This window comes from Cobetia sp. UCD-24C, from assembly GCF_001306765.1.
GTDB classification, from domain to species: Bacteria; Pseudomonadota; Gammaproteobacteria; order Pseudomonadales; family Halomonadaceae; genus Cobetia; species Cobetia amphilecti.
The window spans coordinates 89,010-107,865 of the sequence record NZ_LJTD01000007.1; the positions used below are offsets into that span (position 1 = coordinate 89,010).

At 64.1% G+C, this 18,856-nt stretch carries 12 protein-coding genes and 1 pseudogene; 1 reads left to right on the forward strand and 12 read right to left on the reverse strand.

Annotated features, from left to right (window positions below):
- Window positions 1-140: 140 nt before the first annotated feature.
- The gene (gene ppx / locus AOG28_RS11705) at window positions 141-1,700 is read left to right on the forward strand and encodes an exopolyphosphatase (RefSeq protein ID WP_054556520.1); all 1,560 of its coding nucleotides are present in this window, start codon (window positions 141-143) and stop codon (window positions 1,698-1,700) included.
- A gap of 47 nt (window positions 1,701-1,747) precedes the next feature.
- Here ppx and tilS read toward each other — a convergent pair whose 3' ends face one another.
- From tilS to ispC, 12 genes and pseudogenes are all read right to left on the reverse strand, one after another.
- On the reverse strand, window positions 1,748-3,274 hold the full coding sequence (tilS, locus tag AOG28_RS11710) for a tRNA lysidine(34) synthetase TilS (RefSeq protein ID WP_054556521.1): 1,527 nt from the start codon (window positions 3,272-3,274) through the stop codon (window positions 1,748-1,750).
- A gap of 142 nt (window positions 3,275-3,416) precedes the next feature.
- Window positions 3,417-4,370: an acetyl-CoA carboxylase carboxyl transferase subunit alpha gene (gene accA / locus AOG28_RS11715; RefSeq protein ID WP_043333001.1), complete on the reverse strand. Its 954-nt coding sequence runs from the start codon at window positions 4,368-4,370 to the stop codon at window positions 3,417-3,419.
- Window positions 4,371-4,646: 276 nt separating this feature from the next.
- Window positions 4,647-8,147, reverse strand: coding sequence for a DNA polymerase III subunit alpha (dnaE, locus tag AOG28_RS11720; protein WP_054556522.1), 3,501 nt, complete (start codon window positions 8,145-8,147; stop codon window positions 4,647-4,649).
- A gap of 380 nt (window positions 8,148-8,527) precedes the next feature.
- A pseudogene (rnhB, locus tag AOG28_RS11725) lies at window positions 8,528-9,172 on the reverse strand (ribonuclease HII); the annotation flags it as partial.
- Window positions 9,173-9,273: 101 nt separating this feature from the next.
- The gene (gene lpxB, locus AOG28_RS11730; protein ID WP_054556523.1) at window positions 9,274-10,425 is read right to left on the reverse strand and encodes a lipid-A-disaccharide synthase; all 1,152 of its coding nucleotides are present in this window, start codon (window positions 10,423-10,425) and stop codon (window positions 9,274-9,276) included.
- A 2-nt stretch (window positions 10,426-10,427) separates the two neighbouring features.
- The gene (gene lpxA, locus AOG28_RS11735; protein ID WP_043333008.1) at window positions 10,428-11,195 is read right to left on the reverse strand and encodes an acyl-ACP--UDP-N-acetylglucosamine O-acyltransferase; all 768 of its coding nucleotides are present in this window, start codon (window positions 11,193-11,195) and stop codon (window positions 10,428-10,430) included.
- Window positions 11,192-11,635 carry a 3-hydroxyacyl-ACP dehydratase FabZ gene (gene fabZ / locus AOG28_RS11740; protein ID WP_043333010.1) on the reverse strand — a complete coding sequence of 148 codons (444 nt, stop codon included), beginning with the start codon at window positions 11,633-11,635 and terminating at the stop codon, window positions 11,192-11,194. Before fabZ ends, lpxA begins: the two co-directional genes overlap by 4 nt.
- Before the next feature lie 193 nt (window positions 11,636-11,828).
- Window positions 11,829-12,866, reverse strand: a complete 1,038-nt coding sequence (gene lpxD, locus AOG28_RS11745; RefSeq protein WP_043333012.1) for a UDP-3-O-(3-hydroxymyristoyl)glucosamine N-acyltransferase — start codon at window positions 12,864-12,866, stop codon at window positions 11,829-11,831.
- Window positions 12,867-12,958: 92 nt separating this feature from the next.
- A complete protein-coding gene (locus AOG28_RS11750) occupies window positions 12,959-13,471 on the reverse strand; it encodes an OmpH family outer membrane protein (protein ID WP_043333014.1) in 513 nt (170 codons plus the stop codon).
- A gap of 145 nt (window positions 13,472-13,616) precedes the next feature.
- Window positions 13,617-15,953, reverse strand: coding sequence for an outer membrane protein assembly factor BamA (bamA, locus tag AOG28_RS11755; protein WP_200906781.1), 2,337 nt, complete (start codon window positions 15,951-15,953; stop codon window positions 13,617-13,619).
- Window positions 15,954-16,198: 245 nt separating this feature from the next.
- A complete protein-coding gene (gene rseP, locus AOG28_RS11760) occupies window positions 16,199-17,554 on the reverse strand; it encodes a sigma E protease regulator RseP (protein ID WP_043333016.1) in 1,356 nt (451 codons plus the stop codon).
- Window positions 17,555-17,642: 88 nt separating this feature from the next.
- Window positions 17,643-18,845, reverse strand: a complete 1,203-nt coding sequence (gene ispC / locus AOG28_RS11765) for a 1-deoxy-D-xylulose-5-phosphate reductoisomerase (protein ID WP_054556564.1) — start codon at window positions 18,843-18,845, stop codon at window positions 17,643-17,645.
- Window positions 18,846-18,856: the final 11 nt, after the last annotated feature.

Sequence of the window (18,856 nt, forward strand, 5' to 3'; positions counted from 1 at the left end):
CTCGCGCCCGGTGGCCGCCCACGCTCACGACAACTTCATTGCGCCATGGTCGCCACGCAAGGAAGCCGTCGCAGGAGTTGGCGTGAAGGAGGCAGTGCATGATGCCTGCCATGAATGACCCGCCGTAAAGGACTCCGCCCTTGAGTGAATCAGCACCCTCCCAGCACCCGCAACCCACCGCCTCTGATGAAGGCAGTGCCGGCAATGAGGCCCCGCTGCTGAAGCTGGCCGCCATCGATCTGGGTTCCAACAGCTTCCACCTGCTGCTGGCCAACCACCAGGCGGGGCAGCTGCAGGTCGTGGCCAAGCAGGGTGAGAAGGTCCAGCTGGCGGCAGGGCTGGACGAAAACGGCATGCTCAGCGAGGAAGCCATGGAGCGCGCCCTCAACTGCCTCGCCCAGTTCGCGCCCTTCATCGATGGCATCGAGGCCGACCATCTGCGGGTCGTGGGCACCAACGCCCTGCGCGCCGCGCATAACAGTGAAGAACTGATCGAGCGTGCCGAGGCCCTGCTGGGGCATCCCATCGAGATCATCGCCGGGCGCGAAGAAGCCCGCCTCATCTATCTGGGCGCGGCGCATGCGCTGGCCGATGTGCACGGCAAGCGCCTGATCGTCGATATCGGCGGCGGTTCCACCGAGTTCATCATCGGTGAGCAGTTCGAGCCCCAGCTGCTGGAAAGCCTGCACATGGGCTGCGTCGCCTATACCAAAGCCTTCTTCCAAGATGGCGAGATCAGCGAGAAGCGCATGCGCCGCGCCGAGCTGGCCGCACGCTCGGAACTGGCCAGCATCCAGCGCACCTATCGCGAGATGGGCTGGGATGACCCGGTCGGCTCCTCCGGCACCATCAAGGCCGCCGCCAACGTACTGGAAGCGCACGGCTGGGCCCCGCATGGCGTGGTCACACGTGAAGGGCTGCACAAGCTGCGCGCGGCGCTATTGGAGTTCAAGCGCCTCGACAAGGTCAGCCTGCCGGGCCTGAAGAGCGATCGCGCCACTGTCTTCCCGGCGGGCATCGCCATCCTGTGCGGCGTCTTCGAGGCACTGGGACTGGAGCAGATGCGCTACTCCGACGGCGCGCTGCGTGAAGGCGTGCTGTTCGATCTGCTCGGGCGCAACACGCCGGAGGATTCGCGTCTGTCCGCCATCGAGTCGCTGCAGCGTCGTTACGGCATCGATACCCGCCACGCCAGCAATGTGCGCGACACCGCCCTGCAGCTGTTCGATCAGGTCGCCGGCGACTGGGCACTGGGGGCGACGTCACGTCAGCTGCTGAGCTGGGCCGCTGACCTCCACGAAGTCGGCCAGGCGATTTCCCACAGCCAGTTCCATCGCCATGGCGCCTACCTGCTCGAGCATTCCGACCTGCTCGGCTTCTCGCGTCCGGAACAGCGCGCGCTGGCCTTCCTGGTCCGCGCCCACCGTCGCAAGTTCCCCAAGAACGAACTGGCGGCGCTGCCGGAGCCGCAGCAACCGCGTCTGGCGCGTCTGGCACGCCTGCTGCGCATGGCGGTGATGCTCAACCATTCACGCTCGGAAGCGCCGGTGCTCGGCATGCACCTCAGCGCCGAAGGCGACGACCTGACGCTCAACCTGACCGAGGAATATCGCGATCACAGCCTGATCAACGATGACCTCAGTCAGGAAAGCGAGCTGCAGAAAGCTGCCGGCATGACGCTGACACTGGCCGATGCCTGAGCGAGCACTGCGCAAGACATCGGCGAGATCGTCCGCTGGCCTCACTGCTATGTAAGTGCGGCCAGTAGCCACCAGCCCCGCGAGGGGTGCCACAGCCCCGCGACTGTCCCGTCGTGCATGCGTGCCACACGCAACTGGTCACGCTGCCACGGCGGGATGTCGGCTTCCTGCAGCAAACGCTTGATATCGCGCCGCCCCCGCCCTGCCACTCGCAGTACATCTCCCGGCTGACGTGAGGTGAAGGCAACATGCTGCTCGTCCCTCCCCAGCGCCCGCCATGCCTTGCGCGCCTCAGCATCCCACTCAGAGGAAGGCGTCTCTCCGGGTTGGCGACCACTTCTCGCGTAGCCGGTATCGCCTTGTCGATGACGCACACCCTGCTCAATAACGGTATCTGACACCTGCCACCACAGCTGGCCGCGCCACGCACGCACGCTGACGGCATATTCGGCATTGGCCCAGTGCACCTCGGCCACCGAGTCGGGCGGCGTCGCGATCAACTGCTGCAGGCTCATCAAGCGACCCCGCGGCGGTACCGGCCAGCCACGCGACTGGCATAGATGGCGCAGGACCAACCGTTGACGTGACTCACTCAAGCCTGCCAGCTCCGCCAGTGACAGCTGCGCCTCTTGCGCCCGTCCCTGATCCAGGCCCTGATTAAGTCTCTGATTCAGACCCTGCCCCTGCTCCTGTCCTTGTCTCTGAGCCAGGCGCTCCGCGCCTGACACCTGAACCTTCGCCAGCAGCTCGGCCGCCAGCTCATCAAGCAGTGACTGCTCTTCCTGCAACTGCTGCGCCGAACGCGCCAGGCTGGCCACGGCCTGCGGCCAGCGCGCCTGCAGCAGCGGCACGACACTGTGGCGCAGGTAGTTGCGATCAAACTGCTGATCGACATTGCTGGGGTCTTCACACCAGTCGTGACCGGCCTGCAAGCCCTGCTGGCGCGCCAATGTCTGGATTTCATGCCGCGGGATGCCCAACAGCGGCCGGAGTAGTCGTGCCCGCTCATGGGCGATCAGGCCTCGCCCGGGGGACGCCTCGCCCACGGCCAGCGCCCGCTCAGGCGGCATGGCCGCCAGCCCGCGCCCGCCACTGCCACGCAGCGCGTTGAGCAACAGCGTCTCGGCCTGATCATACTGATGCTGCGCCAGCCACAGGCTATCCCCCGCCACCAGACAGGTGCTCAGTGCCGCCAGCCGCCCTTCGCGCGCTGCCGCCTCCAGCCCTCGCGACTTGAGTGCTGTCTCCGCCAGCGCCAGATGACGCACGCTAAGCGGTAGCCCGAGACGCGAGGCCAGCCTGCGCGCCAGCTGCTCGAAGTCATCGTTGGCTGCCTGCAGGCCGTGATGCACATGCACCAGCCGCAGTCGACGCGGGCAGTCCTTGACCGCGCGTGCCGCCAGCCGCGCCAGCATTACCGAATCCAGCCCGCCCGAGAGCGCGATCCACACCGTGCGCCCGGCATCGCTGGCCTCGAGCGCCTCGCGCACCGCGACGAGTGCGCGCGACTCCGCCATCTCGCTCAGCGGTTGAGCACGCAGGCACAGCGAATCCAGTGAGGGGGACAGAGACATGTCGGGCTCCTGTCGCGAAGCGGATGAAGGAAGTGGAGGAGAAAACGCCGGCCCTGAACGCAAGAACGCCCCCGGAAGAATCCGGAGGCGTCCTGGTCACGCGGGCATGAGCCGATCGCGCATCACGCGAGAGGCACCGGGATCATGCCGGGGCGCCGTAGCTCATCAGGCGCTGGTAACGACGCTCCAGCAGGGCATCGGTATCCAGGGCGCCAAGACGCTCCAGACCTTCGCCCAGCGCAGCCTTGATGCTGTCGGCAGCGGACTGCGGGTTGCGGTGCGCGCCACCCAGCGGCTCCTTGATCAGGTTGTCGACGAAGCCCAGCTCCTTGAGGCGCGAGGCAGTGATGCCCATCGCATCAGCGGCGTCGGCGGCACGCTCGGCGCTCTTCCACAGGATGGAAGCGCAACCTTCCGGCGAGATCACCGAGTAGGTGGAGTACTGCAGCATGTTCAGCTCGTCACACACGCCGATGGCCAGTGCGCCGCCGGAACCACCCTCACCGATGACGGTGGAGATGATAGGCGTCTTCAGGCGAGACATCACCGCCAGGTTGTAGGCGATGGCCTCGGACTGACCGCGCTCCTCGGCACCGATGCCCGGATAGGCACCCGGGGTGTCGATGAAGGTCAGGATCGGCATCTTGAAACGCTCGGCCATTTCCATCAGACGGCAGGCCTTGCGGTAGCCTTCCGGACGCGGCATGCCGAAGTTGCGACGCACCTTTTCCTTCACGTCGCGGCCTTTCTGGTGACCGATCACCATCACCGGCTTGTCGTCGAGACGCGCGATACCGCCGACCAGCGCTTCGTCGTCCGCGTAGTGACGGTCGCCGTGCAGCTCATCGAAATCCGTAAACAGATTCTCGAGGTAGTCGAGGGTATACGGGCGCTGCGGGTGACGTGCCAGCTGAGATACCTGCCAGGCGCCGAGGTCCTTGAAGATGGACTCGGTGAGCTTGGTGCTCTTTTCCTGCAGACGAGCGATCTCGTCAGACAGGTTGACCTGGGAGTCGTTACCGACCAGACGGAGTTCCTCGATCTTGGCCTGCAGCTCGGCGATCGGCTGTTCAAAGTCCAGATAATTGGGATTCATAAGGCGTTTCGTTCGTCGTCTCGGGCAGCCAGGAAAGCGAGTCGGCCGGGTCACTCCCCCTGAGCACACGCTCAGGCGATCTGTGGCTCGCGGCGGTCACAGTCGGCATGGAATTGGGTACGGAAAAGATGGACAGGCATTATCGCACCCTGTTCGACAGGTGCAAACCTTGCCCGCCTGTTAGGCGTGGATTAACTCTGCGCCCACGCCACTCATCTCGGTGCTGCGCCTGCCCCGCCGCTTGGCGAGGCAGGCACCATCCGGTGGGCCAGCGCCTCAATCACGGTACTTGAGGCGCACACCGCGCTGGCCTTCCACCTCACCCAGCTGGATCAACAACTCATCACTGGGCGCAACGCGCCATTGCTCGCCCAGCTCCAGCCAGGCCTCCGCCGCGGCGTTGCGATAACGCAGGCGCATCGGCAGGCCTTCACTGGCCAGGTGTGGCGTCAGCAAGGTGGTCAGCTGCTGGGTGAAGCGACCGCCGATGTCCTCGGCGGCGATACTCATCTCGACCGCCTCACCGAAGCGCGCCCGCGCGTCGATGATCGGCGTGACATCCTTGCCGCGCAGGCGCAGGCCACCGGAATAGTCATCCTGGCTGACCTCGCCCTCGACGATCACCACGCTGTCAGGTACCAGCTTGTTGCGCACCTGATCGTAGAGCTCACCGAACATCGAGGCCTCGATGCGTCCGGTGCGGTCATCCAGGGTCACGAAGGCCATGGTGTCGCCCCGCTTGGACTTCATGGTGCGCATGGCGATCACCAGCCCGGCGATGCGCTGCGGCTCACGCGACGGCTTGAGGTCACTGATGCGCGCATTGATGAAGCGCTTGAGCTCCCCCTCGTACTCATCGATGGGATGGCCGGTCAGATAGAGCCCCAGCGTGTCCTTCTCGCCGGTGAGGCGCTCCTTGTCAGTCCACTCGCGCGCCTTGCGATAGCCGGCGTAGACATCGGTTTCCGGCTCGCTGAAGGCATCGCCGAACATGTCGGTGATGCCGACATCGTTGTTGGCGTGATTCTGGGAGGCAGCCTTGAGCGCATCTTCCACCGCCAGCATCAGCACCGCACGCGACGGGCCGATGTTGTCCAGCGCGCCGGAGCGGATCAGCGCTTCCAGGGTGCGCTTGTTGATCTTCTTGGCGTCGATGCGCTTGCAGAAATCGAAGATGTCGCTGAACGGGCCACCCTCGGCGCGCGCGCTGACGATAGCATCGATCGGGCCCTCGCCGACGCCACGGATGGCGCCCAGGCCGTAGACGACGCGCCCTTCCAGGTCGACGGTGAACTTGTAGCCGCCGATGTTCACATCCGGCGGCGTGACCGTGAGGCCGATATGACGGCACTCCTCGATCAGCGGCACCACCTTCTCGATGGTCTGCATCTCGGTCGAGATCACCGCGGCCATGAACGGCCCCGGATAGTGCGCCTTCAGCCAGCCTGTCTGATAGGAGACGAGACCATAGGCCGCCGAGTGCGACTTGTTGAAGCCGTAACCGGCGAATTTCTCCACCAGGTCGAAGATGTTGCCGGCGAGGTCCTTGTCGATGCCCTTGCCCGCACACCCTTCCATGAAGCCGGCGCGCTGCTTGGCCATCTCTTCCGGCTTCTTCTTGCCCATCGCGCGGCGCAGCATGTCGGCCTGGCCCAGTGTATAGCCGGCCAGCACCTGCGCGATCTGCATGACCTGCTCCTGGTACAGGATGATGCCGTAGGTAGGCTCCAGTACCGGCTTGAGCAGCTCATGCTGGTAATCCGGGTGTGGATAAGACACTTCCGAACGACCGTGCTTGCGGTTGATGAAGTCATCCACCATGCCGGACTGCAGCGGGCCGGGGCGGAACAGGGCCACCAGGGCGATCATGTCTTCCAGGCAGTCGGGCTTGAGCTTCTTGATCAGCTCCTTCATGCCGCGGGATTCCAGCTGGAAGACGGCCGTCGTCTCCGCCTTCTGCAGCATGTCGAAGGTCTTGGCATCATCCAGCGGGATGTCATCGATATCCAGCGGCGCCAGCCCTTCCCGCTCACGGATCTTGTCGACCATCTCGGTCGCCCAGTCGATGATGGTCAGGGTGCGCAGACCCAGGAAGTCGAACTTGACCAGCCCGGCCTCCTCGACGTCGTTCTTGTCGAACTGGACCACCAGACCGCTGCCGTCTTCATCACACAGCAGCGGCGCGAAGTCGGTCAGCTTGGTCGGCGCGATCACCACGCCCCCGGCGTGCTTGCCGGTGCCGCGCGTGGTGCCCTCGAGCTTGAGCGCCATCTCCCAGATTTCCTGGGCTTCCTCGTCGTTGTCGATGAATTCCTTGAGCTGCGGCTCCTGCTCGATGGCCTTCTCGAGCGTGATGCCGACCTCGAAGGGAATCAGCTTGGAGAGCTTGTCACCCAGCGAATAGGGCTTGCCCTGGGCACGCGCCACGTCACGTACCACGGCCTTGGCGGCCATGGTGCCGAAGGTGACGATCTGCGAGACCGCGTTGCGCCCGTAGCGCTCGGCCACGTAGTCGATCACGCGGTCACGCTTCTCCATGCAGAAATCGACGTCAAAGTCGGGCATGGAGACACGTTCCGGGTTCAGGAAGCGCTCGAACAGCAGGTCATATTCCAGCGGGTCCAGATCGGTGATCTTCTGGGCGTAGGCCACCAGCGAGCCGGCACCGGAACCACGCCCCGGGCCGACCGGCACGCCGTTGTCCTTGCCCCACTGGATGAAGTCCATGACGATCAGGAAGTAACCGGGGAAGCCCATCTGCAGGATGATGTCGAGCTCGAAATCCAGCCGCGTGCGGTAGCGCTGCTCGATCTCGGCCCAGGCCTCGCTGTCACGAGGATGCCTGGCATGCGGATACAGCTTGTCGAGGCGCTCCGTCAGGCCATCATGTGAGACCTTGCGGAAGAACTGGTCCATCGTCATGCCTTCCGGCACCGGGAACTCGGGCAGGAAGTAGGTGCCCAGCTGCACGGTCACCGAGCAGCGCGCCGCGATCAGCACACTGTTCTCGAGCGCTTCGGGAATGTCGGAGAACAGCTCGCTCATCTCCTCGGCGCTCTTCAGGTACTGCTCATCGCTGTAGCGGGTCTCGCGCCGCGGGTCATCCAGCGCCTTGCCTTCACCGATGGAGACGCGCGTCTCGTGGGCCCAGTAGTCCTCACGCTTGAGGAAGCGCACATCATTGGTGGCGACCACCGGCGTATCGGTGGCCTCGGCCAGCGCCACCGACAGGTGCAGGCACTCTTCCTCGTACTGACGCTGAGTGCGGGTCAGCTCCAGATAGAAGCGATCCCCGAACACCGCCTTCCACTCACCGAGCAGTGCCCGAGCGCTGTCTTCGTGGTCCGACAGCAGATGACGGCCGATCTCGCCTTCACGGCCACCGGACAGCACGATCAGGCCCTCGGCCTGCTCGAAGATCCACTGTTTCTCGAGGTAGGCGCGGTCCTGCTTCTGGCCGTCGGTCCAGCCGCGCGAGATCAGTTCGGTAAGATTGCGATAGCCGGTGTCGTTCATCGCCAGCAGCGTGAGGCGATACGGGCGCGTGGCATCCTGGGGGTTGATCAGCCACATGTCGGCCCCGATGATCGGCTTGATGCCGGCAGCGCGCGCATTGGAGTAGAACTTGACCAGCCCGAACAGGTTGGCCTCGTCAGTCACCGCGACAGCCGGCTGGCCCGCCGCGGCGGTCGCCTTGATCAGCGGCTTGACGCCGGGCAGACCATCGACGAGGGAGAACTCGGTGTGAACGCGCAGGTGAACAAAGGGCGTGGTCATGGAATCGGCTCGTGAAGTCGGCGTGACGGTGAAGGATTCGGTTGCGGCTGGTGCTGTCGTCGCTGCGGGTGCCGCCGGCGGCTGCGAGGCTGAAGGCTCGGGCTCGGGCTCGGGCTCGGGCTCGGGCTCGGGCTCGGGCTTCAAGGATAGCCTGTCAGCGCCATCGTCTGAAGGCATAGCATCTGAAGGGGCAGCATCCGTCCGGGCAGGCTCGACTGACGGGGATGCCGTGGTCTCACTGGCATCAGTCAGACCACGGCTGGCGGCTTTTTTGCCGTGGGACGCTGGCTCGTCTCGCTTGCCTCGCTCGGCTCCGGGGCCGGAAGCGCGATCAACGCGTCTGGCGGCACGGCCTGTGGCACGTGACCCGACATGAACAGTCGCTTGACCGGCCCGAAGCTCTTGCGATGCAAGGTGAGGATGCCATGTTCCTCGATGGCGGCCTGATGCTCGCGGGTCGGGTAGCCCTTATGACGCGCGAAGCCATAGGCGGGGAAGCGTGAATCCAGCGCCGCCATCTGGGCGTCGCGATGCACCTTGGCCAGAATCGAGGCCGCGCCGATGGCAGCGTGGCGCAGATCGCCCTTCACCACCGCCATGCCGGGAATCTCGTGTCCCGGCAGGCGATTGCCATCCACCAGCAGGTATTCCGGGCGCACGCCCAGTGCATCGATGGCGCGACGCATGGCCAGATGCGTGGCCTGATAGATGTTCAGCTCATCGATCTCGTCGCTGGTGGCCTCGGCGATCGCCCACGCCCAGGCTCGGGCACGAATCTGCTCGTAGAGGGCCAGACGCTTCTTCTCGCTGAGCTTCTTGGAGTCCGTGATGCCCTCGATGGGGTCATTCGGGTCCAGAATCACCGCTGCCGCCACCACCGGGCCGACCAGCGGCCCACGCCCGACCTCGTCGATACCGGCCAGCAACTGCCCCTGATAAGGAATCACCAGCGGCGGAAAATCATCGGCGGGTTTACGCTTGCGCACAGAAGGCGTGGTGGCGTGGCTGTCGGCAGAGTCGGTCATGATATCTCGAGGCGTAAGACAACAGGCAGAGCGCCAATGCGATCTGCCTGTCGAGGTGATTCAATCAAGGGTAGCGCAATGTCTGGCGGCGACACGCGGGATCAGCGTCCGGCCAGTTCACCGATGGCTATGGCGGCCGCGGCGCTGGCATCGCAGGTCAGTTCACGATGCATGGCGGTGAAACGCTCACGCAGTTCTCGTTGGCGGGCGACGTCACCGGCGGCACGCGACAGCAATGGCGCAAGGCTTTCCTCGATGGACTCCGGCGTGGCGGCGTCCTGGATCAGCTCCGGCACCAGCGTCTCGCGGGCGATCAGATTGGGCAGGGAAATCCACTCGGTCTTGACCATATGCCGCGCGATGCGATGCGTCATCGGCGCCATGCGATAGGCCACCACCATCGGGCGATGGCACAGCAGACATTCGAGCGCCGCTGTGCCGGAAGCCAGCAGCACGGCATCGGCGGCGGTCATCGCTTCACGCGATTGGCCATCCACCAGATGGATGCGGCTGCGATCCAGCCCTTCGCGCTCCGCCATCAGGGACTCGAGCTCGGTCCGCCGCAGCGGCGTGGCCGCTGGGATCACCACCTCAAGGCCGGGGTAACGCTGACAGAGACGCTCGATGGCGGCCAGGAAGGTCTCGCCGAGAAAGCGGATCTCGTTGGCGCGGGAGCCCGGCAATACCGCCAGCAGCTGCACTTCCGGGTCGATCCCCAACTGTCCACGGGCAGCAGCGCGATCATCCTCGAGCGGCAACTCATCGGCCAGCGGATGGCCGACGAAGGTCACCGGCACCTGATGCTCACGATAGAAGGCGGCCTCGAAGGGCAGGAAGGTCAGCATGCGATCGACGGCGCGGCGAATGGTCTTCACGCGCCCCTGACGCCAGGCCCACACGGAGGGACTGACGTAGTGCGCGGTGGTGATGCCGCGTTTGCGCAGGCGCAGCTCGAGCCCCAGATTGAAGTCCGGGGCATCGATGCCGATCATCACGTCGGGCTGCCACTCAAGGGCGTCGCGCAACAGATGGCGACGCACCTTGATCAGCGCCGGCAGATGCTTGAGCACCTCGACCAGCCCCATCACCGACAGGGTTTCCAGCGGATAGAGGCTGTCGAAGCCCTCGGCCTGCATGCGCGGGCCGCCGATGCCACGGAACTCGACATCGGGATAGCGCGCCTTGAGCGCGCGCATCAGGCTGGCACCGAGGATGTCACCGGAGAGCTCCCCGGCTACCAGGTAGATGCGCATGCTCAGCGAGTCAGACCGCGAGTGGACGCCTTGAGCGAGGCGATGAAGACATCGCGCTCGGCCAGCGGCGGCTCGGCTTCCAGCTGCTCGAGGGCCTGGGCCAGCGTCAGACCCTGACGGAAGACCGTCTTGTAGGCCGTGTTCAGCGCGGAGATGGTCTCGCGGCTGAAGCCACGACGCTTGAGGCCGACGCTGTTGAGGCCATGCGCTTCCGCCGGGTGGCCATTGACCATCACGAAGGCCGCGATGTCCTTGGTGATGATGGAGCCACCACCCGCCATGGCATGTTCACCGATATGGCAGAACTGATGCACCGCCGACAGGCCACCCAGAATGACGTGGTTGCCGAGATGGACATGGCCACCCAGCGTCGCCTGATTGGCCATGATGCAGTCGTCACCGATGATGCAGTCATGGCCGACATGCGAGTAGGCCATGAACAGGTTGCGACTGCCGATACGCGTGAGGCTGGCATCCTGGACGGTGCCGCGATGCAGGGTCACGCCCTCGCGGATGACGTTGTCATCCCCGATTTCCAGACGCGTCGGCTCACCGGCGTACTTCTTGTCCTGACAGTCCTCGCCCACTGACGCGAACTGGAAGATACGGTTGCGCTCACCGATGACGGTGGTGCCCTTGATGACGACATGCGGCCCCACCACCGTGCCAGCGCCGATCTCGACATCAGCCCCGATCACGCAGAACGGGCCGACCTCGACATCATCGGCCAGGCGGGCGCCGGGATCGACAATGGCAGTAGGATGTATCAAGCGACCTTCCTCTCGGCACAGATGATTTCGGCCTCGCAGACCAGATCGCCGTCGACCTTGGCCTGACAGGCGAATTTCCAGATGCCACGCTTCTCGCGCAGCACGCGGGCGCTGATCTCGAGCTGGTCACCCGGCATCACCGGGCGCTTGAAGCGCACATTGTCGCTTCCGACGAGATAATAGATGTAGCCATCGGCGGGACGTTTGTCGACGGTCTTGAAGCCGAGAATACCCGCCGCCTGAGCCATGGCTTCCACGATCAGAACGCCCGGCATGATCGGGTGCTCCGGGAAGTGACCATTGAAGAACGGCTCATTGATGCTGACGTTCTTGCGCGCGACGATGAACTCGCCAAGGGTCAGGTCCATGACACGATCGATCAGCAGGAAAGGATAGCGGTGCGGGAGATACTCACGGATCTCGTTGACGTCCATAACCATTGGCTTGCAACCTCTGAAATAACGAAATGCCTGCCGCTCGCGGGCAGGCATGTAATGACGGTCCGGACCGCCGTTCGGGCAATGGCGCGCATTATAGCGTCCTTGCGCGTGGCTGGCAGCCGCTCATTGCCCGACAGTGCGCCAAGCAGGTGCGAGACTCTGCTCTGGACAGGTACTACCCGGGCTTGCAGTACTACTTGTCCTTCAAACTCTTCTCGACCTGATTCAAGCGTCGCGCCAACTGATCCAACTGCTTGAAACGTACAGCATTTCTGCGCCACAGGCCGTTATCCATCGCACCAGTGCCGGAGGAATAGACGCCCGGCTTGGTGATGGAGTTGGTCACCAGACTCATGCCGGTCACCTGCACGCCATCGGCGATTTCCAGGTGGCCCGCCAGACCCACGCCACCGCCCATCAGACAGTAGCGACCGACCTTGGTGGAGCCGGCGATGCCGACACAGCCCGCCAGCGCCGAGTGATCACCGATCTGCACGTTGTGCGCGATCTGGACCTGGGAGTCGATCTTGACGTCATTGCCGATGATGGTGTCGCCGAGCGCGCCACGATCGATGCTGGTGCAGCTGCCGACTTCGACATCATCGCCGATCAGCACGCCGCCGAGCTGGGCGATCTTGTGCCAGCCCTTGCCATCGTGGGCGAAGCCGAAGCCATCGGCGCCGATCACGCAGCTGCTGTGGAGTACTGCGCGCGCCCCGATCACCACGCCATGATAGAGCGTGACATTGGGGTGCAGCAGACAGCCCTCGCCCAGCACGCTGTCAGCCCCGATCACGCAACCCGCGTGAATGCGCGTGTTGTCGCCGATGCTGACGCCCGGGCCGATCACGACCTGCGGGCCGACCTCGACATTGGCCCCCAGGGTTGCGGTCTCGTCGATGACGGCACTGGCGTGCACGCTCGCCTGAGGCTCGACCGCCAGCGGATCGAACAGACGAGACAGCTCAGCGTAGGCCAGATACGGATTGTCCAGCACGAGGGCATTGCCCTTGCACTCTTCAAGATGGCTTTCATGCAGCAGCACGGCAGTCGCGGCGGTTTCCCCGAGATACTTGAGGTAGGCGCGATTGGCGAGGAAGGCGATATCGCCGGGCTCAGCATCGACCAGCGTCGACAGGCCGGTGACCCGGACAGCCGGGTCACCGACGAGACGAGCGCCCAGCCGCTGAGCCAGATCCTCGAGAGTGTAAGAGAATTGTCGCTTTTTCATTCTGTCTCTGGGCGCTGAGCGCCTCTGGCTCGCATTCGCGTTGGCATGCTCGGATGCAACACATCCCGCACGCTTGCGCGCGCGGGATGCACTCAGTTGAGCGAGTTGAACACCTGAGTCACTTCATTGGTCAGGTCCATACCGTCCTTGCTGTAGACCGTCGCATTGCGGTCGACCAGCAGCTCGATGCCATGCTTGTCGACGACCTGCTGGATGGCCTTGTCGAGCTTCGGCTTGGACTGCTTGAGGAAGGTCTGCTCCGCCTGCTGCTGCTGCTGCTGGACCTGGCCACGCAGCTGCTGGAACTGGCCGCCCTTCTGGCGCAGCTGCTGCTGCACGGACTGACGCTCGGAATCGGACATCACGGCGCCGTCCTTCTGCAGCTTGGCCTGCAGGGATTCCAGTTCCTTGGCGAGTGCCTTGGCCTGGTCCTGCTTGCCGGCCAGCTGATTCTTGAGCTGGTTCATGGAAATCTTGGCCGAGTCGGAACTCAACAGCGCCTGGCGCCAGTCGAGGACCGCGACTTCGGTGGCCTGTGCCAGCATCGGAGTCGCCATGGCGGCAAGGCCACCAGCCAGACACAGGGCGCGGGTCAATTTACGCATCACACAAACTCCTTGTAGGCCTGTTGTTCAGTCACTGATGACTCAGTGACCGACGGTGCGAGGACCGGCGACGGAACAGGGACAGCGCCGCCGGTGGTCGTGACGAAGGCCGCACCGGCTCAAGCGGGTGCGGCCTCGTACGGCCTTAGAAGGTCTGGCCCAGCGAGAACTGGAAGATCTCGGTGTCATCGTCGTCATCGTCACCGATCGGCTGGGCGACACTGAAGGTCAGCGGGCCTACCGGCGTGATCCACGACAGGCCGATACCGGCACTGTAATTCAGCTCGCCCAGGTCGACGCCGCTCTCACAGCTGCTGGTGTCACTGGAGCTCACGTCGTAGCACGACGTCAGATAGGTGTTACCGGCATCGACGAAGAACGACGGCTGCACCGAGCGCTTGTCCTTGATGAAGGGCATCGGGAAGATCAGGTCCACCCCACCTTCGATCAGGATGTTGCCGCCAATGGTATCGTCGTCACCATCGTTCTGTTCGGTGGTGGACTGCCCCAGGGTATTGGAGCTGTAGCCACGCACGCTGCCCAGACCGCCGGCATAGAAGTTCTTGAAGAACGGATAGGTATCGCCGGAGAACGAGTTGGCATAGCCCAGCTCGGTACGGAACTTGAGTGACCAGTCCTGACTCAGCTCGAAGAACTTGGATCCCTTGTAGCGGAGCTTGTAGTAATCCGCATCGGAGCCCGGCACCGCCACTTCCAGCGACAGCAGCTGAGAGCTGCCCGCCGTGGGCAGGATGCCACGGTTGAGGTTGTTGCGTGACCAGCTGGCCGTCAGCTTGTAGAGGTTGAAGTCTTCGCCTTCATCCTCGATGAACTGGGTGACCTCCGCCGGGCTGTCGTCGAAGTCCTTGACGCGCACGAACTCGTAACCGCCGCCGAAGTTCAGACGTGACAGCTCGTTGATCGGGTAACCGAAGTTGATTCCGCCACCGAAGCTGTCGGTCGCGTAGCTGGCGACGTCATCATCATCGTCGTAGTCCACCTTGCGGTAGAACATGTTATAGCCGCGCGAGATGCCATCCAGCGTCCAGTACGGGTCGGTATAGCCGAAGCTGACGTTGGTGTAATCGTCCGACTTCTGGGCGTTGATGTTGACTTCGTTACCGGTGCCCAGGAAGTTCTTCTGCGACAGGCCCACCCCGTAGATGACACCGTCACCCTGGGAGAAACCAACCGACGCCGAGATCGAGCCTGACGGCTGCTCCTCGACGTTGTAGTTGACGTCCAGCTGGTCCGGCTCGCCGGCGACAGGACGCGTGTCGACATCGACCTGCTTGAAGAAGCCGAGGCGCTCAAGCTTCTGCTTGGACTGCTTGATCTTGTCGGTGGAGGCCGGTGCACCTTCCAGCTGGGTCATCTCACGACGCAGCACTTCGTCTGCGGTGGTGGTGTTGCCCTTGAAGTTGATGCGACGCACGTAGGCGCGCTTGCCGGGGTCGACCGCGAAGGTCAGATCGACAGTGTCGCTCTCTTCGTTGACCTCCGGCACCGCGTTGACCTTGGCGAAGGCGAAGCCGTCGGCACCCAGTGCCTGGCGCAGCGCCTCGCTGGAAGCGGTCACATCACGCTGGGAATAGAGGGCATCCGGGGCGAGCTTGACCAGATCGCGGGCGCGCTCTTCCTTCATCTTCAGGTCACCGGCAAAGCCGATGTTGCCGATCTTGTACGGCTTGCCTTCATCGACGTTGATGGTGACGAAGATCTCGGACTTGTCCGGCGAGATGGACACCTGGGTCGAGCGCACCTGGAAGTTGACGTACCCGCGATCGAGATACCAGGACTTGAGGGTCTCGATATCGCCGGTCAGCTTCTCACGCGAGTATTCATCATCGGAGAACCAGCCGAAGAACCAGCTCGGCTTGTCTTCCAGCTCCAGCTGTTCGCGCAGGGTCTCGTCATCGAAGGCATCGTTGCCGACGATGTTGATCTGATGAATCTTGGCGATCGCGCCTTCCTTGACGTCGATGTTGACCTGTACGCGGTTGCGCTCGAGCTCCTCGACGGAGGTCTCGATACGCGCGCTGTAGCGGCCCTGAGCCTGGTAGACACGCTCGAGCTCACGCTGCATCTCTTCCAGCGTGGAGCGCTGCAGAACCTGACCCTCGGCCAGCCCTGCTTCCTTGAGGCCCTTGCGCAGGTCTTCGTCGGGAATCTGCGAGTTGCCGTCAATCTCGATCTTGGAGATCGTCGGGCGCTCGACCACATCGATGATCAGGACATCGCCATCACGCTTGAGGCGGATGTCGTCGAACAGGCCCGTGTCGAACAGCTGACGCGCAGCCGAGGACAGGTCCTCTTCTTCCACATTCTGATCCGCGGAGACGGGGAAGGCGTTGAAGACGGTGCCCGCAGACACGCGCTGGAGGCCCTCTACCCGGATGTCCGAAATTTTAAAAGATGCGGCCAAGGCGCCCTGACTGGCCCCGAGCAGCGCAGCTGCCAATCCAATGGTCTTGAGTTTCATGCAGTCGCTTCGCTTCTCTGGATTCCGCCCGCTTGGGTGAACAGGCACCTTATACACAACCCCCTGCAACTGACAAGACAGCTACGAGTGAGGATCGGCAATCGGGGCCGAAGTCGTGTGGGCATGATGACGGGAGTTGATCGCATTGACCAGCCCGTGCAATGAATTGACCCCCATGGGCATCGACAGTTCAGATTCGGTTCATCCTGCGGGAGCCATCACGCACTGATGACTCCCCGAATCCGTCACCAAAGACGCATGAGATCGAAGTAGATGGCCATCAGCATGAGGGAACCGACCAGCGCCATGCCGATCTTCAGCCCCGCATTCTGGACCTCTTGCGAAAGTGGTTTGCCGCGCACGGCTTCCACCAGATAGAACAGCAGGTGACCGCCATCCAGCACCGGAATCGGCAGCAGGTTGAGGACACCCAGGCTGATGGAGAGGTAGGCCATGAAGCCGAGGAAGGCCTCGAGGCCGGAGCGCGCCGTGTCGCCGGCGATACGCGCGATGGTGATCGGACCAGACAGGTTGGACGGTGCGATCAGACCGACCAGCATCTTGCGGATCGAATCCAGCGTCAGCACCGTCATCTCGCCGGTCTTGCCGACGGCCTGCCCCACTGCCGCCAGCGGCCCGAAGCTGAGCTCGCGCTGATACTGCTCGGGCCAGCTGACGTTCTCGACACCGGCGCCGACCTGCCCCACCACACGCCCGTCATCAAGCGAATTGCTGGCGGGGGTCAGTGACAGCGTCTCTTCCTTGCCATCACGCGCCACCAGCACCGACAGCGTCTCGCCCGGCGCACCGCGCACGCGTTCGACGAAATCGATCCAGTCGACCACCAGGGTGCCATCGATGCTGACGATGCGGTCACCGGCCTGCAGGCCTGCCGCCTGAGCGGCGCCACCGTCCAGCACCCGCCCCAGCACCGCCGGCAACTGAGGACGCCAGGCCGTGATGCCCAGCGTCACCAGCGGACGCGGCGGGTCCTGATCGACCAGGAAGCGTGTCACGTCGAGGGACTGCTCACGCGTGGCGCTGGCACCTTCGGCACGTGTGGTGAGCGTCAGGCTGTCATCGCCGATCGCACCGATCAAGCGCAGGTTGACCTCATCCCACGAGGGAGTGGCCTGACCATTGATGGCGACGATCTCGGTCTTCGGCGCAAGGCCGGCGCGGCCAGCCGGCGAGTCCGGCGCCACGGCACCGACCATCGGCACCACCGTGGTGGTACCAGCGACGAACAGCGCCCAGTAGGCGACGATGGCCAGCAGGAAGTTGGCCAGCGGGCCCGCCGAGACGACGGCGATACGCTTCCACACCGACTTGGTATTGAAGGCCAGATGACGCTCGGCCGGATCGACCGGCCCTTCGCGCTCATCCAGCATCTTGACGTAGCCACCCAGCGGGATGGCGGCGACCCCGTACTCGGTGCCGTGGCGATCGGTCCACGACCAGAAGGGTTTGCCGAAGCCGATGGAGAAGCGCAGCACCTTGATGCCGCAACGACGCGCGACCCAGAAATGACCGTACTCATGGATGGTGATCAACACCCCCAACACGACGATCACGGCAAGAATATTCTGGATCACACCCATCACGCGCTCCTGGAGATTGGTGCCCGAGATGGGCAGCCTGCCTTGCCACGCTCACGAAGAAAGTGACAAGACAGTGCAAGATAGGATTTCAGGGCCCGGCGAGGGCCAACTCGGCGGCAGCCAGCTCACGCGCCGCCGCATCTTCGGCGAGAATCACCTCGAGGCCATCCACCGCCAGTGGCGGACGCGCCTGCATGACGGCCTGCACCACTGCCGGGATTCGATCGAAGGCCAGGCGACCCTCGAGGAAGGCTGCCACTGCCACCTCATTGGCAGCATTCATCACCGCAGGCCAGGTGCCGCCTGCCGCGATGGCCTCGCGCGCCAGCCGCAGACACGGGAAGCGCGTCTCGTCAGCGGCACGGAAATCGAGGCGCGCGACCTGAAACAGGTCCAGCGGCTCGACGCCGGCATCGATACGCTCCGGCCACGCCAGCGCATAGGCGATCGGCGTACGCATGTCCGGATTGCCCATCTGGGCAAGCACCGAGCCATCACTGTAGGCCGCCATCGAGTGAATCACGCTCTGGGGATGCACGACCACCTGAATGTCGTCCGGCCCGCAGGCGAACAGCCAGCAGGCCTCGATCAGCTCCAGGCCCTTGTTCATCAGGGTGGCGCTATCGACGGAAATCTTGCGCCCCATCGACCAGTTGGGATGCGCGCAGGCCTCGTCCGGCGTCACCGTGGCCAGTCGCTCGGCAGGCCATTCGGCATCATCGCGGAACGGGCCGCCGGAGGCGGTCAGCAACAGCTTCTCGACGCCGATCGGCGCCAGGCCATCACGATGCTGGGCCGGCAGGCACTGGAAGATGGCGTTGTGCTCGGAATCGATCGGCAGCAGGGTCGCCCCGTGCTGCTTCACCGCATCCATGAACAGCTGCCCGGCGCACACCAGCGCCTCCTTGTTGGCCAGCAGCACGCGCTTGCCGGCTCGCACCGCCGCCAGTGTCGGCAACAGGCCAGCCGCACCGACGATGGCAGCCATCACGCTATCGACTTCAGGCGCCTCGCTGATATCGACCAGCGCCTGCTCACCGTGGCGCACCTCGATGGGCGTGCCCTGATAGCTCTCGACGCCCTTGAGGGCCTCACTGAGCCACGCAGCCGCCTCACGCGTGGCGATCACCGCCACCTGCGGGCGATGCGTCAGGCACAGCTCCAGCAGCGCCTCGTGACGCGTGGCAGCGCTGAGCGCATGCACCCGATAGCGCTCGGGATGGCGCGCGATCACATCCAGGGTGCTGGACCCGATGGAGCCGGTCGCGCCAAGAATGGTGATGCGCTGCAGCGCAGGCGCCT